The sequence below is a fragment of the Actinoplanes sp. NPDC048967 genome (assembly GCF_040649415.1).
In the GTDB taxonomy this organism is placed as follows: Bacteria; Actinomycetota; Actinomycetes; order Mycobacteriales; family Micromonosporaceae; genus Actinoplanes.
Window position 1 is genome coordinate 222,096 of the sequence record NZ_JBEZFL010000007.1, and the last position, 25,974, is coordinate 248,069.

The following is a 25,974-nucleotide window of genomic DNA, read 5'->3' on the forward strand; positions in this document are numbered from 1 at the left end:
GGTGTCAACGGTGATCCCATATCCTAGTAAACCTATGGGGTTCAGTTGACATGCAGAACTTGGATGAGTCAGAGTTCCGGCCATGTCCACTCCCACCATCGCCGTCCCGGTCAGCCCGCCGGCGGCGACCACGAGCACACCGGCCCCCGGCGGGGCGCGCCGGAGAGGGCTGCCGTACCGGGTGATCTCCTGGGTTGTTCCGCTGTTGCTGCTGCTCACGTGGGAGCTGCTGGCCCGGGCCGGGATCATCGCCGCCAACGTCCTGCCGGCCCCGAGCTCGGTCGGGGTCACCGCCTGGCGGTTGACCGAGACCGGCGAGCTGCCCACCCACCTGTGGGAGAGCCTCAAGCGCGCCGCCATCGGCCTGGCCATCGGCAGCAGCATCGGCCTGATGCTCGGCGTCCTGACCGGCTTCTCCCGGCTCGCCGAGGCCATCGTGGACCGCAACATCCAGATCGTCCGGGCCGTCCCCTTCCTGGCGATCCTGCCGCTGGTCATGGTGTGGTTCGGCGTCGGCGAGAGCGGGCGCTACTTCCTGGTGGCGCTCGGCACCCTGTTCCCGATCTACCTCAACACCGTGCTCGGCATCCGCCAGGTCGACCCGAAGCTGCTGGAGATGGGCCGGGTCATCGGCCTGCCCCGGCTCCGGCTGGTCCGCACGGTGATCCTGCCCGGCGCGCTGCCGTCCGTCCTGCTGGGCGTACGGCTGGCGCTGACCAACGCGTGGCTGGCCCTGGTCATCGCCGAGACCGTCGGCGCGCCCGCCGGCATCGGCTTCATGGCCACCAACGCCCGCGAGTTCCTCCAGACCGACGTGATCGTCCTGGTCATCGTCCTGTACGCGCTCATCGGTCTGAGCACCGATCTCATCGCCCGGGCCCTGGAGCGCCGTCTCCTGGCCTGGCACCCGAACTACTCCGGAGGTAAGAAGTGACACTGTCCCGCCGCTCACTGCTGGGAGCCGCGCTAGCTCTACCCGTGCTCGCGGCCTGCGGCGACAACGCGGCGGAGGCCAACGGTCGCAGGAAGGTCCGGCTGACCTACGGCGCGATCTCGGTGCCCAAGACCCGGGGCGTGTTCGAGCGGACGCTCAAGGACCAGGGCATCGATGTCGAGTGGGTCGGCCCGTTCCCGAACCACGCCCCCACCCTGCAGGCCGTCGCCACCGGCACCGCCGACTTCAGCTTCGGCGGCAGCTCCACCCCGGCCGACCAGGCGCTGCTGTCGGGCAACAAGCTCAAGTACGTCGCCTGGGCCACCGCCAAGCCGCGGCTGTCGTCGATCCTGGCCCTGCCGAACTCGGGCATCACCAAGGTCGCGGACCTGGCCGGCAAGAACGTCGCCGTCAACAAGGCCGGGCTGGGCGAGTTCCTGCTCGTCGCCGCGCTGGAGAAGTACAACGTGCCGCGGGACTCGGTGACGTTCACCTATCTGAACCCGCCGGACGCCGCGCCCGCCTTCGGCAGTGGCAAGGTGGACGCGTGGGGCATCTGGTCCGGCCCGATGGAGCTGGCCGAGGTGCAGTACGGCGCCAAGCGCATCTTCACCGACGGTGACGAGCTGGACCAGCAGATCGACTTCTCGACGTACCTGGTCCGCGAGGACTACGCGAAGAAGGAGGCGGACACCATCCGCAAGGTCATCGCCGCGTACCAGGCCGAGGCCGACTGGGTCAACGCCAACCAGGCCGAGGCGCAGAAGATCGGCAACGCCGTGTCCAAGTACCCCGACGCCGTGGTGCGGAAGATCGTGGCCGGCAACGTGCAGACCACCTGGAGCCTGATCAACGACGACGGCATCGCCCAGCTGCAGGCCGGCGCCGACTGGCTGAGCGAGCGGAAGGTGCTCAGCGGCAAGATCAATATCGCGGACCACGCGGTGAAGCTGTGACCACGGCGGTGGACGCGCCCGCGGTGCGGGCCGCTGCGGTCACCCGGCGGTACGGCGACCGCACCGTCCTGCACGAGCTCGACCTCGAGATCCGCCGGGGCGAGTTCGTGGCCCTGCTCGGCAAGAGCGGGTGCGGCAAGACGACGCTGCTGCGTACCCTCGCGGGCCTGGACCGGCTCGACGGCGGCGACCTCGTCGTGCCGTCCTCGTCCACCGTGGTCTTCCAGGAGCACCGGCTCCTGCCCTGGGAGAAGGTCTGGCGCAACGTGGCCCTGAACCTGCCGCGCGCCACGGCCCGGTCCCGCGCCCAGTCCGCGCTGGAGGAGGTCGGCCTGGGCGACCACGCCGACGCCTGGCCGCTGACCCTGTCCGGCGGTGAGGCCCAGCGGGTCGCCCTGGCCCGGGCTCTGGTCCGCGAGCCCGAGCTGCTGCTGCTGGACGAGCCGTTCGCGGCCCTGGACGCGCTGACCCGGATCCGGATGCACGGGCTGGTCCGGGATCTGATCGCCCGGCACCGGCCGGCGGTGCTGCTGGTCACGCACGACGTCGACGAGGCGGTGCTGCTGGCCGACCGGGTGCTGACCATGCGCGACGGCCGGATCGCCGCGGACCACCAGGTGTCGGCGCAGGCCCGCTCCCGCGGCCACGCGGATTTCGTCGCGCTGCGCGCCGACCTGCTCGCCGAACTGGGCGTCGTCGAGCAGTGAGCAGCACCGGCAGCTCGCACCGGGGAGCCTTCCGGGTCTCCGGGGCCGGCGCGACCCTCGAGGTCACGCCGCGTCCCGGGGGTCCGGACCCCACGCCGCTGCTGGGCAACATCGCGGGCGCGCACCGGCACGGCTCCCGAGTCGCGCGCCCGGCGCTGCGCCGGAACCGGGCCGGTCGTGGCTACGACTCCTTCGAGGAGGTCGCCTGGGACACGGCCCTCGACCGGGTGGCCGAGGCGCTGACCCGGGCCCGGGAGCACGGCGACAACGCCATCTTCGGCGGCTCGTACGGCTGGGCCAGCGCCGGCCGCTTCCACCACGCGCAGTCCCAGCTGCACCGCTTCCTCGCCCTCGGCGGCGGCTACACCGACGCGCGCGACAACTACAGCTTCGCCGCGTCCAACGTGGCCCTGCCGCACCTGGTCGGCCACCGCGGCACGCACGCGATCATCCGGGGCGGCACCGACTGGCCGGTCATCGTCGCGCACACCGACCTGGTGGTCGCCTCCGGCGGCATCCACGCCGCGACCAGCTACGTCACGCCCGGCGGCCGCGCCACGCATGATCTCCGCGAGCACCTGCGCACCGCCACGGCCCGCGGCTTGCGGGTCGCCTCGGTGTCACCGCTGCGCGACGACCTCGCCGCCGACCTGGCCGGTGACTGGCTGGCCGTCCGCCCCGGGACGGACGTGGCGGTGATGTTCGCCCTGGCCCACCAGCTCGTCGCCGACGGGCACGCCGACCTGGACTTCCTCGACCGGTACACGGTCGGCGGACGCCGGTTCCTGGCCGACGTGGCGGACCAGACCCCGGCCTGGGCCGCGGAGGTCTCCGGGCTGTACGAGGCGGTGATCGTCGCGCTGGCCCGGCGGATGGCGGCCGGCCGCACGCTGATCACGGTCAGCTGGTCGCTGCAGCGCACCCGGCACGGCGAGCAGGCGCTCTGGGCCGGGCTCGCCCTGGCCGCGGTGCTGGGACAGATCGGGCTGTCCGGCGGTGGTTTCGGCCACGGGTACGGCTCGGTCGGCGAGATGGGCGGGGGCAAGCTGCCGTACGGGCTCCCGACGTTGCCGAGGGGCCGCAACCCGGTGCCGGACTTCATCCCGTGCGCCCGGATCGCCGACCTGCTGTTGCACCCCGGCGAGGAGTTCGACTACGACGGCGGCCGGTACGCCTACCTGGACACGAAGCTCGTCTACTGGGCCGGCGGCAATCCGTTCCACCACCATCAGGACCTGAGCCGGCTGCGTCGCGCCTTCGCCCGGCCGGAGACGGTGATCGTGCACGAGCCGTACTGGACGGCGACCGCGCGCCACGCCGACGTGGTGCTGCCGGTCCCCACCACCCTGGAGCGCGACGACATCGGTGCCGGTCGGGGCGACACCCACCTGATCGCCATGCAGCGCGCCGACGAGCCGTACGCCGAGGCCCGCGACGAGTACGACATCTTCGCCGATCTGGCCCGGCGGCTGGGCTACCGCGCGGCGTTCACCGAGGGGCGCACCAGCGGCGAGTGGCTGCGCCACCTGTACGAGGACTGGGGCGCCGACCTGGACCTGCCGGGCTTCGACGACTTCTGGGCGGCCGGCGAGGTGGAGCTGCCGGGAAGGCGCGCGGACACCGTACTGTTCGCCGGCTTCCGGGACGGGCGGCCGCTGGACACCCCGAGCGGCAGGATCGAGCTCTGGTCGGCGACCGTGGCCGGTTTCGGCTACGACGAGTGCCCCGGCCGTCCCGTGTTCCACGAGCCGGAGCTCTCGCCGTACCCGCTGGTGTTGATCTGCAATCAGCCCGCCTCGCGCCTGCACTCGCAGCTGGACATGGGCGGGGTCTCCCGGCAGGCCAAGATCGCCGGCCGTGAGCCGCTGCGGTTGCATCCCGCCGACGCGGCCGCGCGGGGCATCGCCGACGGTGACGTCGTGCGGGTCCACAACGAGCTGGGCAGCCTGCTGGCCGGCGCGCGGCTGTCCGACGCGTGCGCGCCCGGCGTCGCCCAGCTCTCCACCGGCGCCTGGTTCGACCCCTCGGCGCCCGAGGTGGCGACCTGCGTGCACGGCAACCCCAACGTGCTGACCCGCGACGTGGGCACCTCCCGGCTGGCGCAGGGCTGCACCGGCCAGCAGGCCCGCGTCGAGATCTCCCGCCACGACGGACCGGCACCGCCGGTCCGTGCCTACGAGCCACCCCTGGAGCATCAGTGACCGACGATTTCCACCAGAGACTGCACCACGTCGCGCCGGTCGGGCTGTCCGGTGACACCGCCCAGACCCAGGGGATGACCCGGGTCGAGGCGATCAGCGGCAAGACCGTGGGCAGCAAGGACCTGTGGATGGGCGAGACCCACGTCTCGGCGGCGACGGCCAGCGACAACCACCACCACGGCGAGTCCGAGACGGCGATCTACGTGGTGCGCGGCAATCCGGTCTTCGTTTTCTACTCCGCCGAGGAGGGCGCCGAGACGCGGATCGAGACCAAGCCGGGCGACTACATCTTCGTCCCGCCGTGGGTGCCGCACCGCGAGGAGAACCCGGACCCCGACAACGAGGCGGTCGTGGTGATCGCGCGGACCACGCAGGAGGCCATCGTCGTCAACTTGCCCTCGCTCAAGCCCGGCTCCTGAGAGGGAGAGACGTCATGCCCGTCGAATTCATCGGTCTCATCGCCACCCAGGACGGCTCCGAGAGCAGCCCGGCCACGGTGCCCTTCATCGACCCCGGCTACGCGGGCCGGATCGCCCGCGCGCACGAGGACTCCGGCTTCGACCAGGTGCTGATCGGCTACAGCTCGGCGTACCCGGACGGGGCGCAGCTGGCGGCGTACGCGGCGGCGCACACCGGGACGCTGCGGTTCATGGTCGCGCACCGGCCCGGCTTCGTCGCCCCGACGCTGGCCGCGCGCACCTTCGCCACGCTGGACCATTTCACCGGCGGCCGGGTGACGCTCAACATCATCACCGGCGGCCACGACGTGGAACAGCGCCGCGACGGCGACTACCTGACCAAGGACGACCGGTACGCCCGCACCGACGAGTACCTGTCGATCCTGCGCCGGGCCTGGACGGCCGAGACGCCGTTTTCGCACGAGGGCCGGTTCTACCGCTTCGAGGACTTCGTCTCGCAGGTCCGGCCGGTCCACGGCACCATTCCGCTGTACTTCTCGGGCTCGTCGCCGGCCGCGTACACGACCGGGGTCAAGCACGCGGGGACGTCCATGTTCTGGGGTGAGCCGCTGGCCCGGATCGCCGAGCAGATCGCCGCCGTACGGGCCGCGGCCGTGGTGGCGGGACAGCCCGCGCCGCGCTTCTCGGTCTCGTTCCGGCCCATCCTCGGCGCCACCGAGGAACGCGCCTGGCAGCGGGCCCACGCGATCCTGGACCGGATCAGCCCGTCCCGCTTCTTCGGCGACGCCGGCCAAGGGCCGGCCAACGTGGGCTCGCAGCGGCTGCTCGCGGCGGCGGCGACCCAGGACCGGCACGACCGGGCACTGTGGACGGCGACCGCACGGACCAGCGGTGCGGCGGGCAACTCCACCGCCCTGGTCGGCACGCCGGACACGGTCGCCCGGGCCCTGCTGGACTACCACGAGCTCGGCGTGACGACCTTCCTGATCCGCGGCTACGACCCGCTGGACGACGCCATCGACTACGGCCGTGAGCTCATTCCCACCGTTCGCGCGGAAATAGCACGACGGGACTCCGCCGCATTACCGGTCGCCGCCTGAATGACAATGTGCTGACCGTCACGAATGGAACACTCCCGCATCCTGGATTTGTTTTGACCCGCCGCCGCCGAGTGTGAAGGATGGTCACCATGCAGCTGCGCGACGTAAGGCTCACGTCCCGCCTCGCCATCGATCTCCTCCGATGCGCGAGCGCACGCTGTCGCCTTCACTGATCGACCGGCGATCCCTGTGCCCCGCCGCGACCGCGCGGTGCGAGAGCCGCGGTAGCCCGAAGGAATGATCCCTCGACGCCGTTCCGCGTCTATAAACCTATCCCACACATGGGAAAAGTATTGTTCAGGCGCCGGCCGAGACCCGGCCGGCCGCCGCACCCTCCGCAAAGGGGCAAAATCATGTCCGTACTCGCCGTCGCCGATCTGCCGCTCGCCCGCCCCGCCCCGGCCCGCCGGACCGGCCGCCCGCGCGCCGCCCGGCTGCGCTCGATCGCCACCCCCGACTCGTCGGTCACCGTCACGATCACTCTGGGCCGGCCCGGCTCGGAGGAGAGCGAACGGGTCCTGTCGGCACTGCGCGACCTGGTCGCCGCCGCCGGGCCCGGCGCGGACATCGACCTCGGCCCGGCCGGAACGCCGCCGCCCCCGGCCGAGGCGGTGCCGGGCCTGCAGCTCGACACCCGCGCCCGCACGGTCACCCAGGACGGCCGCCGGCTCGACCTGAGCCGGCTCGAGTACGAACTGCTGCTCTTCCTGTCCCGGCACCCCCGCCAGGTGTTCAGCCGCAACCAGCTCCTGGGGCACGTCTGGGGGCACACGCACACCACGGTCCGCACGGTGGACGTGCACGTGAGCCGGCTGCGGACCAAGCTCGGCGACCCGGAGATCGTGACCACGGTCTACGGGGTCGGGTATCGCCTGGCCGACGAAGCCCGCATCGCGATCGCCGACGCCTGACCCGGTCCGGCGTTCGGGTTCCTCTTCCGTCTGGTCGGCGGCGTCTGGCCCGGGGTTCCGCCGGGTCGCCGCGCTTTCGCGGACGTGTCGCCCGGTCCGATTCCGCATGGTCCGGTTTCGCTTTGGTCGGCGACGTTCGGCCTGGTCCGCTGTCGGCCTCCGCTGGGTCGGGGAGGTGCGTCGCGATCGCGGACGTGTGGTCCGGTCCGGCCCGCCCGGTCGGTGACGTCTGGCCTGGTCTGTCGTTGGCTTCCGTTTGGTAGCGGGCGTGCGTCGCGTGATCGTGGGTGTGTGGTCCGGTTCGATCTGCCTGGTCGGTGACGTCTGGCCTGGTCTGTCGTTGGCTTCCGTTCGGTCGCGGGCATGCGCTGCGTGATCGTGGACGTATGGCCCGGTCCGGTCGACGACGTCCCGCACGCGGACGACACGCTCGCTCCTCAAGCTGGACGTGGCCGCCAACACCGCCGCCCGGGCTGCCGCCGGCCGGAGCAGGTCGGTCCGGTCTAAGCCGCCAGCCGGGCGGCTGGTCGAGATCGTAGGCCGGGCGGGCTGGTTGGGATCGCGGGCGCGGCGGGCCCGAGGTCCGGGGCCAGGTTGGTGCGGCGGTGACGGCGCGGGCCGGGCGGGCCGGTTGGGATCGCGGGTCCGGCGGGCCTGAGGCCTGGGGCCAGATCGGTGCGGCGGTGTCGGCGCGGGCCGGGCGGCTGGTTGGGATCGTGGGCCGGGCGGGCCGGTGGGGATTGCGGGCCTGAGGCTCGGGGCCAGGTCGGGGCAGCGGTGTCGGCGCGGGCCGGGCGGCTGGTTGGGATCGTGGGCCGGGCGGGCTGGTTGGGATTGCGGGCCTGAGACTCGGGGCCAGGTCGGGGCAGCGGTGTCGGCGCGGGCCGGGCGGCTGGTTGGGATCGTGGGCCGGGCGGGCCGGTGGGGATTGCGGACCCGAGGCCCGGGGCCAGGTCGGGGCAGCGGCGTCGGCGCGGGCCGGGCGGCTGGTTGAGATCGTGGGCCGGGCGGGCTGGTTGGGATTGCGGGCCCGAGGCCGGGGCCAGGCCGGTGCAGCGGTGACGGCCCAGGCCGCGCGCATCACCGACGCCGACGTCTGGCCCGGTCCGATCTCGGAGCTCGCCAGTGCAGCGCGCGCATCATGATCGCCGACGCCTGACCCGGCCCGGTCCTCCGTTTCCGCCGGCGCGGCGCACCCCAATGGAACGCCGCGCCGGCGTTCCTCTCGGTCCTGCCGGCTGGGATCGGGCGTATCGGCGACCTCTCTGTCCCGGATGTCCTCGTCAAGGCGGTTCCGCCCCGGCGCGCCACTGGCGCTTAAAACCTGTTTTGCCTATCGTGTTGATAGGAGATAGGGGGCCGCATGGGGCGTGTGGTGGCAGTGGTCGGGGGAGGGTGTTCGGGGGTCCTGGTGACCCGCGAGCTCCTGCGCGGCGGCGATGACGACGTGGTGCTGATCGAGCCCGGTGAGCCCGGCGGCGGGGTCGCCTACGGCGAAGCCCGACCGTGGCATCTGCTGAACTCGCGGGCCGGGGCGATGAGCGCCGACCCGGACGACCCGGAGCACTTCGTCCGCTGGGCCGGCACCACCGCCGCCGCCTTTCGTCCCCGGGCCGAGTACGGGCGCTACCTGCGTTCGGTGCTCGACGAGGCGGACCGCGCCCACCCCGGCCGGCTGCGGGTGCACCGGGCCCGGATGGCCGCGCTGGCCCCGGACGGCACCGTTGTGCTGGACGACGGAGGCGCCGTGCGTGCCGACCACGTGGTGCTGGCCACCGGCGGGCCGGCCGCCGCCCGCCAGCAAATCGACCACCCCCGGTATGTGACCGACCCGTGGCGCCCCGGCGTGCTCGACGCGCTGCCCGCCGACCGCCCGGTGCTGTTGATCGGTACCGGGCTCACCGCCGTCGACGTGGCGCTGACTCTCACCGCCGGCGGGCGCCGGACTGCTCCCGTGGTCGCGGTGAGCCGGCGCGGGTTGCTGCCGTTGACGCACACCGCGGATGCGATCCCGCCGGCCGTGCCGTCGCTCGATGACTGCGCCACGCTGCGTGACGTGGTCCGCGCCGTGCGCGCCGCCGCCGGTGAGGCGGGGGACTGGCGGCCGGTCGTGGACGGGTTGCGTCCCCTGCTTGATCAGCTGTGGACCGCGTTGACGCCGGGCGAGCAGGACGCCTTCCTGCGGCATCTGGCGCGCCCGTGGGAGTGTCACCGGCACCGGATGGCCCCGGTGGTGGCGGCCCGGGTGGTGGAGCTGCGCGAGGCCGGTCTGCTGGAGATCCGGTCCGGTGGGGTTGCGGCGTGGCCGGGTCTGGCGGACTTCGCCGCGGTGGTCAACTGTGCCGGTCCCGGGCGGCTCCCGGGTTCGGCCGGCCGGCTGGTCGGCGGTCTGCTGGCCGCCGGGCTGGCCCGGGTCGGCCCGCACGGCCTCGGTCTCGACATCGACGAGGCGGGGCGGTTGGTCGGGGTCGACGGCCGGGCGCACGACCGGCTCTGGGTCATCGGGCCGCTGCGCCGGGGCGCGCGCTGGGAGACCACCGCGGTCCCGGAGATCCGGGCCCAGGCCCGGCGGCTGGTCACCGATCTGCGCGCCGGAATGCGCATCGCGGCCGCGTTCCCGGTCGCCGCGTAGCTCGTGGACCGGCCCCGGCGGCATCCCGAAACGGGCATAGCCCGATGATATGACGAGGCTGTTTTCGCAGCCCAGAGCTGGTTTGGTGGGTGCCTGCTTCACATTGTGGAAACAATGACCGACCTTGAGTCCACATCGAAACAGCTCAATACTCAGGGAGGCACCGGTACACCGGAGACCCGGCGTACCCCCCGTCCCCCTGGGAGGAACCTGTGCGTAACCCCGGCTCGAAGCTCGGCCGACCGATCGTCGGCCTGGCCGCCGTGCTGCTGGTGGGTAGTGCGTTCGCGTCACCCGCGTCCGCCGCCCCGACCGGCCCCGCCGCCGACCCGTCCTTCGCCCCCTCCGCGCTCGCCACCAAGCTGGACAGCCAGTTCGGCACGGCCGCCGCCGGCTCCTACGTCGACTCGGCCGGCAAGCTCGTGGTCAACGTGACCGACGCCGCCACCGCCAAGTCGGTGTCCGCCGCCGGCGCGACCCCCCGCTACGTCGCCCACAGCGGCGCCGCGATGGCCGCCGCCGACTCCGCCCTGAAGGCCGAGCTCAAGACGCCCGGCACCTCGTTCGGCCTGGACCCGGTCAGCAACAAGATCGTGGTGACCGCCGACGAGACGGTCACCGGGGCCAAGCTCGCCGCCGTCAAGGCCATCGTGGCCAAGCTCGGCGACAAGGCCACCCTGGAGTCGGTGCCCGGCAAGCTCCAGCCGACCATCTCCGGCGGCGACGCGATCTACGCCGGTGGCAGCCGGTGCTCGCTGGGCTTCAACGTCCGCAGCGGCAGCACCTACTACTTCCTGACCGCCGGGCACTGCACCAACATCTCGTCGACCTGGACGAACGGCTCGACGACGCTCGGCACCCGGGCCGGCACCAGCTTCCCGGGCAACGACTACGGCATCGTGCGCTACACCAACACCACGATCACCAAGTCGGGCGCGGTCGGCTCGCAGGACATCACGTCGGCCGGCACCCCGGCCGTCGGCGCGACGGTCTACCGCCGCGGCAGCACGACCGGCATCCACTCGGGCCGGGTCACCGCGCTGAACAGCACGGTCAACTACGCCGAGGGTTCGGTCTCCGGCCTGATCCGGACCACCGTCTGCGCCCAGCCGGGTGACAGCGGCGGCTCGCTCTACTCCGGCACCACCGCGCTGGGCCTGACCTCGGGTGGCAGTGGCAACTGCTCCTCCGGCGGCACCACGTACTTCCAGCCGGTGACGGAGCCGCTGAGCGTGTACGGCGTCTCGGTCTTCTGATCGCCGGTTCCACACCGAGAAAGGCCTCACCCGAGCAGGGTGGGGCCTTTCCCGTACGCCCGGCAACGACGAGAATCGATGCATGTCAGCTGAGACCCCGGTCGAGTCCGCACGCAAGATCGCACGAGGGGAACTGGCCCCCGGCTGCCCCGTCCACGCCGGCGCCGACGAGGTCTGGCACGTCCAGGACTTCGCCGGCGCCCGGTCGGTGCTGCGCAGCACCGAGACCCGGCAGGCCGGTTTCGGCGTGGAGAACGCCGTCAAGCTGGAGGGCCGGATGCGTATGCCCGTGCTCTACCGGGACGGCCCCGAGCACCGCGAGCACCGTCGCCAGACCGCGAAGTACTTCACCCCGCGACGCGTCGAGACGGCGTACGCGTCCCTGATGGACCGCCTGGCCGAGGAGCAGTGCGAGACGCTGCGCCGGCGCGGCACTGTGGATCTTTCGCAGTTGTCCTTCCGGCTGGCGGTGGCGGTGGCCGCCGAGGTGATCGGGCTGACCGAGAGCGGCCCGGGTATGGCGCGCCGGCTGGACCGCTTCTTCGAGGAGAAGGAGAGTCCGAACCGCCTGATCAGGTCCTGGAAGGAGATCCGCTCCAACGCCAACATGGCGCTGTTCTTCTGGCGGGACGTCCGCCCGGCGATCAGGTCCCGGCAGGAGCACAGCCGCGACGACCTGATCAGCCACCTGCTGAGCGAGGGGTGCAACAGCGGCGAGATCCTCGGCGAATGCGTCACGTTCGCGGCGGCCGGCATGATCACCACCCGCGAGTTCATCACCCTGGTGGCCTGGCACCTGTTCACCGACGACGAGCTGCGCGCGGCGTACACCCAGGGCGACGAGAAGCAGCGGGTGGCGATCCTGCACGAGATCCTGCGCCTGGAGCCTGTGGTGGCCAATCTGGCCCGGTGGACCACGGCGGAGCTGCGGACGGGCGACGCGACCATCCCGGCCGGGGCGCGGGTCGACATCGGCGTGGCGGCGGCGAATATGGATCCGGCGGCGGTGGGTGCCGACCCGGGTGCGGTCTGCCCCGGCCGGTCGCTGGGCGACGGGGTGGGCGACGCCGGGCTCTCGTTCGGCGACGGGCCGCACCGCTGCCCGGGGGCGTACATCGCCATCCAGGAGACGGACATCTTCCTGACCAAGCTGTTCGCGCTGCCGGGCCTGCGCATGGTGCGGCCCCCGAAGGTGGGCATCCGCAAGGAGATCGCCTCGTACGAGCTGACCGGACTGATGATCACCGCCGGCGGCTGATCCGGCGGGTGTGCGTACCGGAAACAGGTGCGCACACCCGCGCAGGTTGCCGTTGGCACTGGTGACGGCCCCGGTCCGGCCGGCCGGCGGGGTGGTCGCCGGGGGCGGGGTGGTGCCGCCGCCCGTGCCCGGCCAGGTGAAGGTGGCCAGGGCGCCCACGGCCAGGTTGCGGTCCTGCCACCGCAGCGAGTCGGCGAAGGTGCTGGCCGACTCGGTGCCGGAGCACTCGGTGAAGAAGACGTCCTTGGCGGGCTGGGCGTTGTGCACGACCGACTGGGCGCCGGGGTCACCGGTGTAGCAGTGCCAGGCCGAGCCGGCCACGTTGCTGCCGCCGGCGTTGTTCACGGTCTGCGGGTACGACGTGTTGTCCCAGTTGTGGTCCCACCCGAGGGTGCGGGTGCTCAGCCCGGCGGCGCGCAGCTTCGGCGCGAGCAGGTCCCGTTCGGCATGGGTGTACGTCGATGAAACAGATGAAACTCGACGTGGGTGATCATTGAGGGAAAGACGCCTCCAGCGGCCTTCCCGCCGTTTACGTTCACAGCGTTCGTGCCGCTCGATCTCTGGAGGACCGTTGCCCGTTCTGCCTGCTCTCGGCGTCGCCCTGGTGGCCGCCGGGGTCCTCGCCGTCCCCGTCCCCGCGCCGGCTGCCCTCGCGGCGGAATGGACCCAGCCCGGCTACGGCGCCGGGGACACGTACTACAACCCCGGTGAGTCGGTGCTCAATGCGGACAGCATCAACGCGGTGCGGCGCCGGTGGACCGTCGCACTGCCGGAGGCCCGGGAACGGTGTGCGCGGGCGGCTGCGCCTGTGGTCGCCGGTGGGCGGGTCTTCGTCGCCCAGGAGACCGGCGTCTCGGCGTACCAGGCCGGGACCGGGCGGCCGTCGTGGCGTTTCACCTGGTCGTCGGCCGAGGACGAGAGCACCCCGTACCTGGCGGTCTCCGGCGGCCTGCTCATCGTGGCCAACCAGGGTTGCCAGTCGCAGAGCGACCCGGACGGCACGGTCCGCGCGCTCGACACCGCTTCCGGCCGCCTCGTGTGGACCAAGCAGGTGTCGGCGCCGGTGGAATCGCTGGTGGTCGACCGGGGGATCGCCGTGGTCTCCGGGGAGTCGATGTCCGACACCCCGACCGTGATCGGCCTGGCGGTCAGCGACGGCACGCAGCGCTGGCAGCTCGCCGACCACTCCTCCGCCGGTGTGTCGGCCGGTGGCCGGGTGCTGGTCAGCCGGGTGGGCGGGGTGGGCACCTCGGCGCTGTCGGTGACGACCGGCGCGGCGCTGTGGACCCGGAAGGTCGCGTGGGCCGGACAGGCGGCGAGCCCGGCCGGGGACAGCTTCTTCGCCTCGGGCAGCCGCAACGAGATGGTCAGCGTGGACGCCGCCACCGGCGCGGTCCGGTGGACCGCCGCCCGCAAGGGGAGCCCGCTCATCGCCACCGACGGCCGGCGCGTCTACCGGGCCATGGCCAAGGGCATCGAGGCCCTGGACGCCGGCACCGGTGCGCGCCGGTGGACCGTGTCCCTGCCGGGCAACGCCGGCCAGCCGGTCCGGGCGGGCGGGCTGCTCTACGCCACGGTGGACGGTGGCAAGCCGCTCGGCATCCTGCACGCGGCGAGCGGCGCCCGGGCCTCCGCCGGCACCCGGATCGGCGCGGTCGCCGGGGGCAATGTGATCGTGACCGGCGGATGGCTCTACGCGATCAAGGGCAACACCCTATCCGGGTACGCGCGCTGACCGAGTTGACCAGTTCCCCACGTCCGGCCAGGATCGCGGCGTGGCAGCAGACCAGGGCAACGCCGGTTCCCGCACGTCCCGCCTCGACCGGCACCGGGCCGTCGCCGACGCACTGGCCGGGCTGGACGACGACGAGCTGGCCGCCCGGGTCGACGCCGCGACGCCGCTGGGCGTGGGGATCGGCGGGCGGACCGCCCGGCTCGACGTGGCCGGGGTGCCCGTGTTCGTGAAGCGGATCCCGCTGACCGACCCGGAACGCCGTCCCGGGCACCTCGGCTCCACCGCCAACGTCTTCGGCCTGCCGACCTTTTACCAGTACGGGGTCGGCTCCACCGGCTTCGGCGCCTGGCGGGAACTGGCCACCCACCACACCACCACGCAGTGGGTACGCAGCGGGGTGTCGGCCCGGTTCCCGCTGTTGCACCACTGGCGCGTCCTGCCGTCCCAGCCCGCCGCACTGCCCGACTTCGGTGACTGGGACAGCGACCCGGCCGTCGCGCGCCGGCTCGCCGCGATCGAGGCCGCGACCGCCGGCGTCGTGCTCTTCCTGGAGTTCCTGCCGTGGACGCTGCACGCCTGGCTGACCGAACGATTCGACGCCGGTGACGGCGAACGGGCCACCGCCTTCGCGGACCGGGAGCTGCGGGCGGCCACCGAGGTCACCCGGGCGCACGGCCTGGTCCACTTCGACGCCCACCCCGGCAACGTGCTCACCGACGGCCATCGTGTCTACCTGGCCGACTTCGGACTCGCCCTCGACCGGGCCTTCGATCTCTCACCGGCCGAGGCCGCGTTCCTCGATCTGCACTGTGACTGGGACCGCTGGGACACCCGGCGCTACCTGGTCAACTGGCTGTGCGGCCGGCTCGCCCCGCATGCCGGCCGCACGTCCGTCATCCGCGCCGGTGGGTCCGGGCTGCCGGCGTACGCCCGGGCCGTCATCACCCGGTACGCACCCACCGCCCTGCTGCTCAACGACTTCTACGATCGCCTGGTGGCCGGACCAAAGACCACGCCCTACCCCGCGCGGGAGTTGCTCACAGCCGGCCGAGAGCGGACGCCAGCAGTGTCGCCGCCGAGGCGATGACCGCGTTGTCGTAGGCGGCGTCCGGCGCCGTGCGGTTGGTGTAGACGGCCAGGATCAGCGGGGCACCCGTCGGCGGGTGGACGATCGCGATGTCGTTCGCCGCGCCGTACGCGTCGGCGGAGCCGGTCTTGTCGCCGACCGTCCAGGAATCCGGCAGGCCGGCCCGGATCCGGGCGCCGCCCGTGGTGTTGGCGCGCAGCCAGCCGACCAGCCGGTCGCGGTCCTCGGGGTGCAGCTCGTGGCCGACGGTGAGGTTGCGCAGGTTGGTGGCCATGGCCGCCGGGGTGGTCGTGTCCCGCGGGGACGCCGGCGACCAGTCGTTCAGCTCGGTCTCCCAGCGGTCCAGCCGGGTGACCGGATCGCCGAGGCAGCGGGCGTAGCGGGTCAGCCCGGCCGGTCCGCCGATCCGCTCCAGCAGCAGGTTCCCGGCGAGGTTGTCGCTGTAGTCGATGGCGGCCGCGCACAGCTCCGCGACGGTGAGCCCGTCGGCGACGTGCTCGGCGGTGATCGGCGAATTCGGCAGCAGGTCGTCCGCGGTCCAGTGGATGACCCGGTCCAGCAGGCCCGGTTCACGGCCGCGGGCGCGGTCCAGGACCGCCGCCGCGGCGAGGACCTTGAAGGTGGACAGCAGCGGGAAACGCTCGTTGGCGCGGTGCCCGACGGTCCGGCCGGTGCCCGTGTCGATCCCGACGGCACCGATCCGGCCGTCGTAGTCCCGTTCGAGCCGGCGCAGGCCGGTGGCGGCCTGCGCCGGGGTGCCGGGCAGGAACAGCAGTGCCGCGGTCGCAGCGCCGCCGGTGAGCAAGGTACGTCGAGTCAGGTGATCACTCATGCGACCCACCCTGCCGTTTTGTCCGTGAAAGCGACGTGAAACGGCAGGGTGGGTCACACCGTCAGACGGTCGCCCAGAGCGCCGGCACGTTCGACGGCTCCCAGCCCACCAGCGAGGTGTGCGCCTGCAGGCAGCGGTAGCGCACGCCGTTGTAGGTGACGGTCGCGCCCACCGGGTAGGCGGTGTTCGCCGCCCACGCGGTGCCGGCCGGCTGAGTGGTGGGCGGGGTCGTCGGCGGCGTCGTGGTGGGCGGGGTGGTGGTCGGCGGGGTCGTGGTGGGCGGGGTCGTGGACCCACAGGTGCCGAACACCTTGAACTCGAACAGCGAGTAGCCGTACGGCGTGCCGCGCTCGGTGCCGGACATGCGCACGTAGCGGGCGGTGCCGGAGATCGCGTGGGTGACGGTGCCGCCGGTCCCGGCGGTCACCGTCGCGGCGGTGGTCCAGCTCGTGCCGTTCGCCGAGGTCTGGATCTGGTACGCCTTGCCGTACGCGGCCTCCCAGCTCAGCTCGACGCGGCCCAGCGGCTGCGCCGTGCCCAGGTCGACCTGCAGCCACTGCGGGTCCGCGAACGCGCTGGACCAGCGGGTGGCCGCGTCACCGTCGACCGCGAGGTTCGCCGGGTAGCCGGCCTCGACCGACGACGAGGTGGCGGTCCGGCCCTGTGAGAGCAGCGGCCCGGTGGTGCAGGCGGGCGGGGTCGTGGTCGGCGGGGTGGTCGGCGGCGTGGTCACCGTTCCGCCGCCGTTGGCGTTGCCGCCGCTCCAGTTGGTCGCGCCGCTGGCCACGGTCTTGCCGGCGGGGACACTGAGCGACTTGCCGTCCGAGTAGGTCACCGTCAGCGCGGTGTTGGTGATGTTCGAGGCGACGTACGTCTTGGCGCCGCCCTTGCTGAACACCTTGGCCAGCGGGTGGTTGGCCGTCACGCCGGTGTCGACCTGGCCGAGCGCCGCGAGGTTGCGCAGCCAGTGGAACGTGTGCGCCTTGCTCTCGCCCTCCTCGGAGGTGTACGAGCTGTTCGCCCGGAACTTGGCCAGGGCCGCGTCCGGATCACCGAGCGCGAGGTATTGCCACAACATGTCGCGCCACAGTGTCGGTTCGCCGCCGTTGTTGCGCACCAGCTCGGCGTACGTGCTCTTCACCGACTCGGGGTAGTCACCCAGGTAGAGCTGGCCACCGGTCATCGGCAGCATGTTGATGCCGACCACCAGGGCGTGCTCACCGGAGAACCAGGTCGCGTACGCGCCGCCGGAGCCCCACACGATGGCCGAGTAGTTGTGCCCCCAGCTCGCCGGGAAGTTCTCGTTGCGCACGTCGAACCAGTACTCGTTGATGGCGGCGGCCTGGGTGGTGTGGATCCAGATGCCGGCGTCGCGGACCGCGGTGTTGCCGGTGGCCTGGCCCCACTGGATCAGCGCGTTGGCGAAGTTCTGGCCCTCCGACGAGGACTCCTGGTTGTTGCCCGCGCCGAACGCGCCGTGCCCGGAGGCCCAGTCGTGGCCCGCGTAGATGTCGAAGTCGCGCAGGTACGGGAACCGGGTGTCGGTGCGGTCGTAGTTGTTGGCGTCGCGGATGAGCAGGTCGACCATGCCGCCGTACCGGCCGGCCGAGGCCCACTGCGGGTCGAACTTGGCCAGGGTGGCGGCCGCGGCGATGAAGTAGCCGTAGTGGAAGTGGTGGTCGTTGAGGTCCTCGTCGGAGGCGTACGAGGCGGGGTAGCCGATCAGCGTGCCCCACTTGTTGTCGTAGTAGAAGACCCGCGAGGTCTTGCCCGGTGACGCCGTGAACCAGTCGGTGATCCGGGTCCGGATGACGTTCAGCGCCGAGTCGCGTACCGCGGTGAGGTTGAGCTGGTCGGCGATCTCCGCGATCCGGGCCGCCCGGCCCAGGCCCTTGCCGGTCCAGTACGTGTCGTCGCCGCGGAAGTCGGCCGGGTTGTTGAGCTCGTTGTTCAGGAACGTGGTGACCTGCGACAGGTCCGCGCCGGAGGAGTCGCCCACGGCGGGCACCTCGGGCAGCACGCCGGTGTACTTCATGGACGTCTGGAACGACGTACCGATGACGGTCTTCATGGCGCCGCGCGGCGAGACGTAGGTCTGGGCGAGCGGGGAGCCGCCGGACAGGTAACGCCACTGGTGCGGGTAGAGCGAGATGACCGTGCCCGAGCCGCTGCCCTCGCGGGCGGTGGTGGTGAAGGCGTACGTGGTGTTCACCGTGCCGCCGGCCTGGTTGTAGGTGTACGAGACCCGGGTGCCGGTGACGTGGTTGTGCGCGACCGCGCCGTACCGGTCGGCCAGCGACGTCTTGTCAGCCGTGCTGGTGCCCGACGTGGTGGGCAGCACCGCGACCGAGAAGTAGCCGCGACCGGCCAGGCTGGACCGGAAGGTGTTCCCGCTCAGCGACCAGGTCGAGCCGGCCGGCCCGTACGCGACGTAGTCGTGCCCGCCGATCGACCAGCCGATCCGGTTGCCGCTGTTCTGCCACACGGTCGGCGGCCCGACCACGGAGATCAGCGCGTCGCCCCCGGTCACCTGGTAGTAGGACATCGGCAGGCCGTGCCCGATGGTCGCCTTCATGGTGCGGGTGCCGTCGCTCCAGGACGGCGTGACGGTCCAGTCGCTCCAGCCGTCCACCAGTGCCCGCGGCGCGTTCAGCCCGGCGACCCCGACCACCACGTGCTGCGCGTACGGGAAGTGGTACTCACCCAGGCCGGTGGGGCTGCCGCTGATCGCGGCGTCCGTCTGGTACGAGATCCCGAGCCCGCTCGCCACCGGCTTGTACGCGGCCGGGTGGGCGAACAGGGGCTGGGAGAAGTTGCACTCGTCGCCCTTCTTGAACACCAGCGAGGACCACCAGTCGTTGGTGGGCACCGCACCGGCCGGCGCGTTCGCGGTCAGGAACTGCCGCGGGTTGGTCGCGATGTCGCCGCAGCCGGTCGGCAGCTTGGCGCCGGCCGGGAGGGTCTCGGTGTAGCTGCCGGCACCGACGGTTCCGGCCTCGGCGGAGCCGGTGACGGCGACCGCGAGGGCGCCCGAGCCGAGGGCGACCACGACAGCGGTGGCGAGACCGGCGAGCCGGCCGGACCGGCGCCGCCGGTGGGAGACGGGGGAAGGGGGGAGCGGGGATGTCATAGCCAGGTGCCTCCGATGGGGACGGGGGTCGCCGGAGCCGTGGCGGTGGACCACGGCGAGTGTGAGAGCGCTCTCACAGTGCCGCGAGATTAGCCGTCACCCTGTGTTTCGTCAATGTTTACAACCGTGAATAGGTCCTGGTCAGCGCGGATTTGCCGGCATTTGCGCGCGTGGCGGGCCGGCGCGGAGCCGGACCGGGTCTAGCGGCCGTTGCTCGCGTCGTCCTCGGCCACGCGCTCCTCGCCCCGGCGGCGCAGCATCTTGAGACCCGGCAGTCCGATGATGGCCAGGTGCAGGTCGTTGGTGACCTCCAGCAGCGAGTGCAGATCGGGACCGACCTGGTCGAGCTTGCCGAGCAGCGGCATCACGTCCTCGGTGAGGTGCCGGCGCAGCCGCGGCAGCTCATCGATCATCCGGATCGCCGCGGTGACCTCCTCCGGCGTCAGCTCCTCGATGAACCGCACCGCCAGCGGGGCTGCCTGGCGCAGCGCGGGTGCGTACCCGTCGAGCAGCGTGCGGGCCTCCACCGAGGTCGCCGACGCCTGCTGGACCACCCCGGACGCCGCGTCGGTGATCCGCCCGGCGTCGCTCACGAGCGCGGACGCGCCGGTCACGGCCGCGCCGGCGCCGTCGACGACCAGCGCCGCCCGGGCCGCCACGGCGGTGGCCTCGTCGACGGCCAGCGCGGCCGCGGCCATGATCACCTTGGTGTCCCGCAGGGTCTGCTCGATGTCGCCGACCACGCCGTCGACCCGGCCGATCAGGTCCTCGGCCCGCTCGGCCAGCAGGGTCATCCGGCTGACCAGCAGCTCGGTCTGCCCGAGGAGGCCGAGCAGGCGGAACGGGATGGTGGCCGCCGACGCCGCCGTCTCCACCACCTGACCGACCGCGTACCGGGTGAGCTGGACGAGGGCGACAGGTGACGGGAGCAGGGCCATGCGCCCATTGTGCCCGCCGGGACCAGTGACAAACCGTGAGGGCGATCAAGCACCCGGTAGTAGGTTTTGGCATCCCGCGCCGGGCACGGCACTATGCATGGGTGCGACGAACCCGGCTCTGGATCTTCGCGATGGCGGCACTGGTGATCGTGGGCGGCGCGTCCCTGATCGGCCTCGGCATGCGCGACGACAGCGGCGGCACCGGCGGCGGTGGCGTGCTGCCCCGGTCGCTCACCTTCGGTGACGACCCGACACCGAAGGCCTCGCCGACCCCGACCGGCCCCAGCCCGGAAGAGCTGGCCGCCCAGCAGCGCGCCAAGCGGGTCAAGGCGCTCGACGCGGCCCTGAAGAAGCTCGACGCCACGTCCCCGGAGTTCTCCGTCGCCGTGCTCGACAAGAAGACGGGCCAGCGCTACTCGTACCGGGGATCCGAGCGCTACGACACCGCCAGCATCGTGAAGGTGCAGGTGCTCGCCTGTGCGATGCTGCGCGCCCAGGACGCGGGCCGCAAGCTGTCGGCCGCTGAGCTGGCACTGGCCAAGCCCATGATCCGGCTGAGCGACAACAACGCGACCACCTCCCTGTTCACCAAGATCGGCGGCGTGTCGTCGGTCAGCAAGTGCAACAAGCGGCTGGGCCTGAAGCAGACCGCGGTCAACACCTCCTGGGGCCTGACCAAGACCACGGTCGACGACCAGGTGAGGCTGCTCTCCGAGCTGGTCGACACCAAGGGGCCGCTGGACGCGGGCTCCCGCAAGCAGGCGTTCACGCTGATGAGCACTGTCGACTCGGCGCAGGACTGGGGCGTGCCGGCGGTGGCCAAGGCCGGCGAGACCACCACGGTCAAGAACGGCTGGGACACCCGATCGGCCGACGGCGGCCTGTGGGCGATCAACACGGTCGGCCGGGTGACCTCGGACGACGACGTGGACGTGTCGGTGGCGGTGCTCTCGCACAACAACAAGTCCATGGAAGGCGGCATGGCGCTGGTCGAGAAGGTCGCCAAACTGACCCGCCAGCACCTGAAGTACTAAGCGGTCTCCGCCTCGGCACTGGCCTGGCGGGCGGCCCGGCGCTTGCTGATCAGGCTCACGATCTGGCTGATGATCAGGACCAGCAGGATCGCCGCGACCACGCCCTCCCACGGCTCCGGGAAGATCGAGCCGCCCACCACCCCGATGGCCGCGTAGACCGCCGACCACAACGCGCACGCCGGTACGTTCGCCACCACGAAGGTGCGCCAGCTCAGGCCCACGAACGCCGCCGCCAGCAGCACCGGCACCCGGCCGCCGGGCAGCAGCCGGGAGACCAGCAGCACCGGGACCTGGCTCCGCTCCAGCCGGTCCTTGACCGCCGCCAGGTGCTCCTCGTCGCGCAGCCAGCGCAGCCGGCGGGCCAGTTGCTCGCCGCCGGCCCGGCACATCGCGTACATCACCAGGTCGCCCACGTACGCGCCGGTCGCGCCGGCCGCGATGGTCAGCACGATCAGCAGCGGGTGGTCGTGGAAGGCCAGCGCGGCGGCTCCGCTCACCGCCGCGCCGGTGGGCACGATCGGCACGATGGCGCCGAAGGCGACCACCAGCGCCAGCCAGCCCATGGCTCCGAGCTCGGAGATCACGTGGCCGGCTCGAAACTGAGCGTCTCGCCCTGAGCGAGCACCCGCACGCGGGTGTCCGGGGACGCGGCGGCGGCGCGCCGGGCGAATTCCGTGCCCGGGTCGTGGAACATGTGCGCCCGGAAGCGGCCCATGCCGGCCGGCCAGAACGTGCCGTAGTGCACCGGGACCGCCCAGGCCGCCTTCACCCGGCGCAGCGCCTCGGCGCCGTCGGCCGGGTCCAGGTGGCCGTGCGCGCCGAGGGTCGGGCCCCAGCCGCCGACCGGGACCAGGGCCAGGTCCAGCGGGCCCAGCGAGGCCATGCCGTCGAACAGGCCGGTGTCGCCGCCGTACCAGGTGCGGGACGCGCCCTCGACGACGAAGCCCATCGCGACCGAGCGCAGCTTGGACCAGGGGCCGCGGCTGCCGTCGTGGGCCGCGGGCACCGCGCGCACGGTGACCGCGCCGACGGTGGTCTGCTCGCCCGGCTCGAGCTCGACGCAGCGTTGCGCCCATTCACGGCCCAGGCCCTTGGCGACGAAGCCGGTGGCGCCGCGCGGCAGGATCAGCAGCGGTTCGCCGGGCACCGCGCGCAGCGACGGCAGGTGGAAGTGGTCCGCGTGCAGGTGCGACACCAGCACCGCGTCGGGCGGGCCGGGCAGCCGCGGTGTGGGCCCGGCCATCCGGCGCAGGTGGATCAGCCGGTCGGTGAGCAACGGGTCGGTGAGCAGGGAGACGCCGGAGTCGGCCAGCCACATCGTGCTGTGCCCCCACCACGTGACGCTCGTGTCGCTCACGATCCAACCGTACGGGACCGGGCGCAGAGCCGTTTGAGGGCACGACCGCACAGCCGGGCGTACCCGTGCTGGGCCAGCACCGCGATCGGACCGCCCAGCCGCATCGGCAGCCGGGCCGGGACGCTGAACGCGGTCACCGCGAACCAGACCCGGCCGTCGGCGTCCCGTTCGACGGTGAAGGACTCCTCGCCGCGGGCCTGGTGGCCGGGCCGCGTGCCGTAACCGAAGCCGGCCCGGTCGCCGTCGTCCGCGGCCCACACCACCTGACACGGCACGACCAGCGGTCCGAGCCCGACAGTGACGCCGACGCCGGGCGCGGCGCGGTCGGCCGTCGCGCGGATCCGGGCCCCGGTCGCGCGGTGCATGCGGAAGGTCAGGATCGCCTCGGCCGCCGCGGCGAAGTCGTCGCGGTCCAGCTCCGTGCGGTAGTGCAGGTGCCGGTAGCCCGGGGGCAGCGGCTCGTGCCGGGTCGCGCCGACCTCGGCGTAGGTGAACTCACTCATGACGTCCCTTCCTCGGATCCCAGATATGCCCCGGCGCGGTGCCGGCCCACCATGGCGCAGACCGCGAATCCGAGGGCGTTCGCCACTCCGTGCGTCGCGGCCATCCAGGCCAGCGACGGATGCGGCAGCCCGGTGGCCTCGCCCAGCGCCCAGCTGACCGCGAGGGCCATGGACGCCACCAGCACGACGGCCGAGCAACCCAGCAGCAGCGCGGTGAGCCGGTCGGGCGCGGTGCGCGCGTAGCGCCAGGTCAGCCAGCCGACGGTCCACATGCCGGCGGTGAGCACGAGCGCCCCGGCCAGCTCGACCGCCTCGGCGGTGAAGTAGCCGAGCAGCACCAGCAGCGTCCCGGCGGGAACGGTGAGCGCGGCGGCGTCGGCGGCCCGCCCGGGCGTCAGGCGGCTCTGGAGCCCGGCTATCAGCGCGGCCGCGAAGCCCGCGAAGTGGAAGTGCGCCACGGTCAACGTGAGGATGCCCAGCTCGAAGCCGAACAGGTGGTAGCCCGCCCGCTCGGCGATCAGGGCGCTCGCCGCGACGGCCGGGCTGATCAGGGCGGTGAGCACGGCGGCCTCGGTGGGCCACTCGCGGCGGGGGCGGACCGGGCGGCTGAGCGCGTACGCACACAGCACGGCCGCCGCGACGGCGTACGCCGTCGCCAGGCTGGTGGACACCGTGCCCCGGGGCAGCCACAGGCTCACCGCCCCGGCGACCGCTCCGAACGGCCAGCACCGCCGGGCGAACGCCACCGCCGGGTCACGGATCAGCCGCAGCCCGGCCGGCACGACCACCAGCATGCCGACGGCGACGAGCAGGTTGACGAGCACCCGCACGACCTCACCTCCCTCGTTCTTGAACGCGTTCAAGTAACTGAATTCACTCTAACGCACCCGCACCCGGGTCGCCGTTGTGATGTGTGTCCTGCACACTGACGGCCGTGACAGGACCTCGCTCTGCCGTGATCTACAACCCCGTCAAGGTCGGCGACCTCGACCTGCTGCGCCGCATCGTCAGCGAAGGCGTCGCGAGTGTCGGCTGGCCCGAACCCACCTGGCACGAGACGACCCCGGAGGACGCCGGCCGCGGCCAGACGGCTCAGGCGGTCAAGGACGGCGCCGAGCTGGTGTTCGTCTGCGGTGGCGACGGCACGGTGATGGCCGCGGTGACCGCGCTGGCCGGCACGGACGTCGCCCTGGCGGTGCTGCCCGCCGGCACGGGCAACCTGCTCGCGGCGAACCTGGGGCTGGGCACGGACGCCGCCACCGGGGTGCAGGTCGCGATCGAGGGCGGCCGCAAACGCATCGACGTCGGCGCCGTCGGCGACCAGTGCTTCGCCGTGATGGCCGGCATGGGCTTCGACGCCCAGATGCTCGAGGGCACCTCGGACACGGCCAAGAAGCACATCGGCTGGCTGGCGTACGTCGGTGGCGCCGCCAAGCACCTGCGGGACCGCCCGATGCGGGTGCGCATCGTCATCGACGGCGGCGCGCCCATGCCCCGGCGCCCGCGCTCGGTCATCGTCGGCAACGTGGGCCGGCTCCAGGGCGGCGTACGACTGCTCAGCGAGGCCGAGCCCGCCGACGGCAAGCTCGACGTGGCCATCCTGAGCCCGCGCAGCCTGCGGCACTGGGCCGAGCTCGGCTGGGCCGTGGTGCGCCGGCGCCGGAGCGTGCCGCTGATGGAGACGTATTCCGCCGAGCGGGTGGAGATCTTCAGCAACCGGGCCCAGCCCCGCCAGCTCGACGGCGACCTGATCGACCCGGGCAAGACCCTCAAGGTCCACGTCCGGCACCGGGCCCTGCTGCTCTGCGTGCCGCAGCCCGCCGGCGACCCCGACCTGGCGTACGACAGCAGCGCGGCGAAGCGGGCCGCCGAGGGGGTGCGCGCCGCGGCTGAAGAGAAAGCATGAGCAGCACGGAGCCGGTCCCCGAGACCAAGATGATGCCGGGGGACGAACTCTCCGCCGACGACGCGTTCCTCGCCCTGCGCCACTACGGGCGCTGGCCGCTGCTGCGCGACGCGTTCGTCCGGTTCCGCTACGGCGACGGCTTCAGCCACTCCCGGGCCTTCGCGCTGCAGCTCTGCCTGGCCATCGTGCCGTTCCTCATCGCCCTGTCCGGTCTGGCCACCGACCTCGGCGTCGAGGAGGGTGGCCAGGTGGTGGCCGACACGGTCATCGCGCTGACCCCGGGCGCCAGCGAGCCGCTGGTCACCGAGCTGCTCGAGGACGACGAGCGCACCGAGGAGGCCGGTGAGCTGGCCCTGGCCCTGGGTCTGATCACCGGGCTGTTCGCGCTCACCACCGCCATGGCCCAGATCGAACGCGGCGCCAACCGCATCTACGGCGTCGAACGCGACCGTCCCGCCCTGCCCAAGTACTTCCGGGCGGCGGTGCTGGCGCTGATCGCCGGCCTGCCCGCGCTCTTCGGCTTCCTGCTGCTGGTCGCCGGGCACTCGGCGGGCAAGTCCCTGGCCCAGCAGTACGGCTGGGGCGACGGCGCCATGGCGGCCTGGAATCTGGTGCGCTGGCCGCTGAGCCTGCTGCTGATCGTCTTCGCGGTGGGGCTGCTCTTCCGGTATTCGCCGCGGCGCAACCAGCCCGCGCTGACCTGGCTGCTGTTCGGGGCCACGCTGTCCACCATCCTGTGGTGGGTCGCCAGCCTGCTGCTGGCCGGCTACGTGCGCGTCAGCGACGGCTTCGGCGCCACCTACGGCCCGCTGACCGCGATCATGGCGCTGCTGCTCTGGGCCAACCTCACCGGCATCTCGCTGTTCCTCGGGCTGTCCTTCGCGGCGCAACTGGAGGCACAGCGGGTCGGGGTCGTCCGGCCGGCGCAGCACGACCAGTGGGAGCCGGGCCCGGACACCGACCTGAAGAGCTTCGATCCGCCGGCACCGGACGCGGCCGACGGGGACCCGGCGGACGGGGATCTGCCCCGTCAGCGCGACCCCGGTGTGAGCGCCGAGCCGAAAGGGTAAGTCCCGCC

23 protein-coding genes are annotated in these 25,974 nt (G+C 72.6%); 16 read left to right on the top strand and 7 right to left on the bottom strand.

Annotated features, from left to right (window positions below; genetic code table 11):
- Window positions 1–82 precede the first annotated feature (82 nt).
- The 13 genes from AB0C12_RS29250 to AB0C12_RS29310 all read left to right on the top strand — a co-directional run bounded on the left by AB0C12_RS29250 (window position 83) and on the right by AB0C12_RS29310 (window position 15,196).
- The gene (locus AB0C12_RS29250) at window positions 83–934 is read left to right on the top strand and encodes an ABC transporter permease subunit (RefSeq protein ID WP_360553049.1); all 852 of its coding nucleotides are present in this window, start codon (window positions 83–85) and stop codon (window positions 932–934) included.
- Window positions 931–1,890, top strand: a complete 960-nt coding sequence (locus AB0C12_RS29255) for an aliphatic sulfonate ABC transporter substrate-binding protein (RefSeq protein WP_360553050.1) — start codon at window positions 931–933, stop codon at window positions 1,888–1,890. The genes AB0C12_RS29250 and AB0C12_RS29255 overlap by 4 nt, the downstream gene beginning before the upstream one ends.
- Window positions 1,887–2,597: an ABC transporter ATP-binding protein gene (locus AB0C12_RS29260; RefSeq protein ID WP_360553051.1), complete on the top strand. Its 711-nt coding sequence runs from the start codon at window positions 1,887–1,889 to the stop codon at window positions 2,595–2,597. Before AB0C12_RS29255 ends, AB0C12_RS29260 begins: the two co-directional genes overlap by 4 nt.
- Complete coding sequence (locus tag AB0C12_RS29265) at window positions 2,594–4,798, top strand: molybdopterin-dependent oxidoreductase (RefSeq protein WP_360553052.1); 2,205 nt, start codon at window positions 2,594–2,596, stop codon at window positions 4,796–4,798. The genes AB0C12_RS29260 and AB0C12_RS29265 overlap by 4 nt, the downstream gene beginning before the upstream one ends.
- Window positions 4,795–5,217 carry a cupin domain-containing protein gene (locus tag AB0C12_RS29270; RefSeq protein ID WP_360553053.1) on the top strand — a complete coding sequence of 141 codons (423 nt, stop codon included), beginning with the start codon at window positions 4,795–4,797 and terminating at the stop codon, window positions 5,215–5,217. The genes AB0C12_RS29265 and AB0C12_RS29270 overlap by 4 nt, the downstream gene beginning before the upstream one ends.
- 14 nt (window positions 5,218–5,231) lie before the next feature.
- Window positions 5,232–6,317 (top strand): LLM class flavin-dependent oxidoreductase, encoded by a 1,086-nt coding sequence (locus AB0C12_RS29275; protein WP_360553054.1) that lies wholly within the window; start codon window positions 5,232–5,234, stop codon window positions 6,315–6,317.
- 353 nt (window positions 6,318–6,670) lie between these two features.
- Window positions 6,671–7,228 (top strand): winged helix-turn-helix domain-containing protein, encoded by a 558-nt coding sequence (locus AB0C12_RS29280; protein WP_360553055.1) that lies wholly within the window; start codon window positions 6,671–6,673, stop codon window positions 7,226–7,228.
- Between the two features lie 1,363 nt (window positions 7,229–8,591).
- Window positions 8,592–9,860, top strand: coding sequence for an FAD/NAD(P)-binding protein (locus AB0C12_RS29285; RefSeq protein ID WP_360553056.1), 1,269 nt, complete (start codon window positions 8,592–8,594; stop codon window positions 9,858–9,860).
- A 212-nt stretch (window positions 9,861–10,072) separates the two neighbouring features.
- Window positions 10,073–11,116, top strand: coding sequence for a S1 family peptidase (locus tag AB0C12_RS29290; RefSeq protein ID WP_360553057.1), 1,044 nt, complete (start codon window positions 10,073–10,075; stop codon window positions 11,114–11,116).
- An 82-nt stretch (window positions 11,117–11,198) separates the two neighbouring features.
- Window positions 11,199–12,374: a cytochrome P450 gene (locus tag AB0C12_RS29295; RefSeq protein ID WP_360553058.1), complete on the top strand. Its 1,176-nt coding sequence runs from the start codon at window positions 11,199–11,201 to the stop codon at window positions 12,372–12,374.
- A 52-nt stretch (window positions 12,375–12,426) separates the two neighbouring features.
- On the top strand, window positions 12,427–12,672 hold the full coding sequence (locus AB0C12_RS29300) for a hypothetical protein (protein WP_360553059.1): 246 nt from the start codon (window positions 12,427–12,429) through the stop codon (window positions 12,670–12,672).
- A 273-nt stretch (window positions 12,673–12,945) separates the two neighbouring features.
- On the top strand, window positions 12,946–14,109 hold the full coding sequence (locus AB0C12_RS29305; protein ID WP_360553060.1) for a PQQ-binding-like beta-propeller repeat protein: 1,164 nt from the start codon (window positions 12,946–12,948) through the stop codon (window positions 14,107–14,109).
- Between the two features lie 40 nt (window positions 14,110–14,149).
- Window positions 14,150–15,196, top strand: a complete 1,047-nt coding sequence (locus AB0C12_RS29310; RefSeq protein WP_360553061.1) for a serine/threonine protein phosphatase — start codon at window positions 14,150–14,152, stop codon at window positions 15,194–15,196.
- Here the strand turns inward: AB0C12_RS29310 and bla are convergent.
- The 3 genes from bla to AB0C12_RS29325 form a co-directional block, all read right to left on the bottom strand.
- Entirely contained in the window at window positions 15,147–16,028 is an 882-nt protein-coding gene (gene bla, locus AB0C12_RS29315) for a class A beta-lactamase (protein WP_360553062.1), read from the bottom strand. The two genes, AB0C12_RS29310 and bla, sit on opposite strands and share 50 nt — an antisense overlap.
- A gap of 61 nt (window positions 16,029–16,089) precedes the next feature.
- Complete coding sequence (locus tag AB0C12_RS29320) at window positions 16,090–19,158, bottom strand: glycosyl hydrolase (RefSeq protein ID WP_360553063.1); 3,069 nt, start codon at window positions 19,156–19,158, stop codon at window positions 16,090–16,092.
- A gap of 200 nt (window positions 19,159–19,358) precedes the next feature.
- Window positions 19,359–20,096 carry a hypothetical protein gene (locus AB0C12_RS29325; protein WP_360553064.1) on the bottom strand — a complete coding sequence of 246 codons (738 nt, stop codon included), beginning with the start codon at window positions 20,094–20,096 and terminating at the stop codon, window positions 19,359–19,361.
- Between the two features lie 101 nt (window positions 20,097–20,197).
- On the opposite strand from AB0C12_RS29325, the gene AB0C12_RS29330 reads away from it, so the two are divergent.
- Window positions 20,198–21,130 carry a serine hydrolase gene (locus tag AB0C12_RS29330; protein WP_360553065.1) on the top strand — a complete coding sequence of 311 codons (933 nt, stop codon included), beginning with the start codon at window positions 20,198–20,200 and terminating at the stop codon, window positions 21,128–21,130.
- On the opposite strand, the gene AB0C12_RS29335 is transcribed toward AB0C12_RS29330, so the two are convergent.
- From AB0C12_RS29335 to AB0C12_RS29350, 4 genes are read right to left on the bottom strand one after another with little or no spacing between them, the layout of a single operon-like run.
- On the bottom strand, window positions 21,127–21,714 hold the full coding sequence (locus AB0C12_RS29335) for a VTT domain-containing protein (protein ID WP_360553066.1): 588 nt from the start codon (window positions 21,712–21,714) through the stop codon (window positions 21,127–21,129). The genes AB0C12_RS29330 and AB0C12_RS29335 overlap by 4 nt on opposite strands.
- Window positions 21,711–22,487, bottom strand: a complete 777-nt coding sequence (locus AB0C12_RS29340; RefSeq protein WP_360553067.1) for an MBL fold metallo-hydrolase — start codon at window positions 22,485–22,487, stop codon at window positions 21,711–21,713. The genes AB0C12_RS29335 and AB0C12_RS29340 overlap by 4 nt, the downstream gene beginning before the upstream one ends.
- Entirely contained in the window at window positions 22,484–22,990 is a 507-nt protein-coding gene (locus tag AB0C12_RS29345; protein WP_360553068.1) for a DUF1990 domain-containing protein, read from the bottom strand. Before AB0C12_RS29345 ends, AB0C12_RS29340 begins: the two co-directional genes overlap by 4 nt.
- Entirely contained in the window at window positions 22,987–23,820 is an 834-nt protein-coding gene (locus AB0C12_RS29350) for a YndJ family protein (protein ID WP_360553069.1), read from the bottom strand. The genes AB0C12_RS29345 and AB0C12_RS29350 overlap by 4 nt, the downstream gene beginning before the upstream one ends.
- Window positions 23,821–23,924: 104 nt before the next feature.
- Here AB0C12_RS29350 and AB0C12_RS29355 point away from each other — a divergent pair, with 104 nt between their 5' ends.
- The gene (locus AB0C12_RS29355; RefSeq protein ID WP_360553070.1) at window positions 23,925–24,896 is read left to right on the top strand and encodes a diacylglycerol kinase family protein; all 972 of its coding nucleotides are present in this window, start codon (window positions 23,925–23,927) and stop codon (window positions 24,894–24,896) included.
- On the top strand, window positions 24,893–25,966 hold the full coding sequence (locus AB0C12_RS29360; protein WP_360553071.1) for a YihY/virulence factor BrkB family protein: 1,074 nt from the start codon (window positions 24,893–24,895) through the stop codon (window positions 25,964–25,966). The genes AB0C12_RS29355 and AB0C12_RS29360 overlap by 4 nt, the downstream gene beginning before the upstream one ends.
- Window positions 25,967–25,974: the final 8 nt, after the last annotated feature.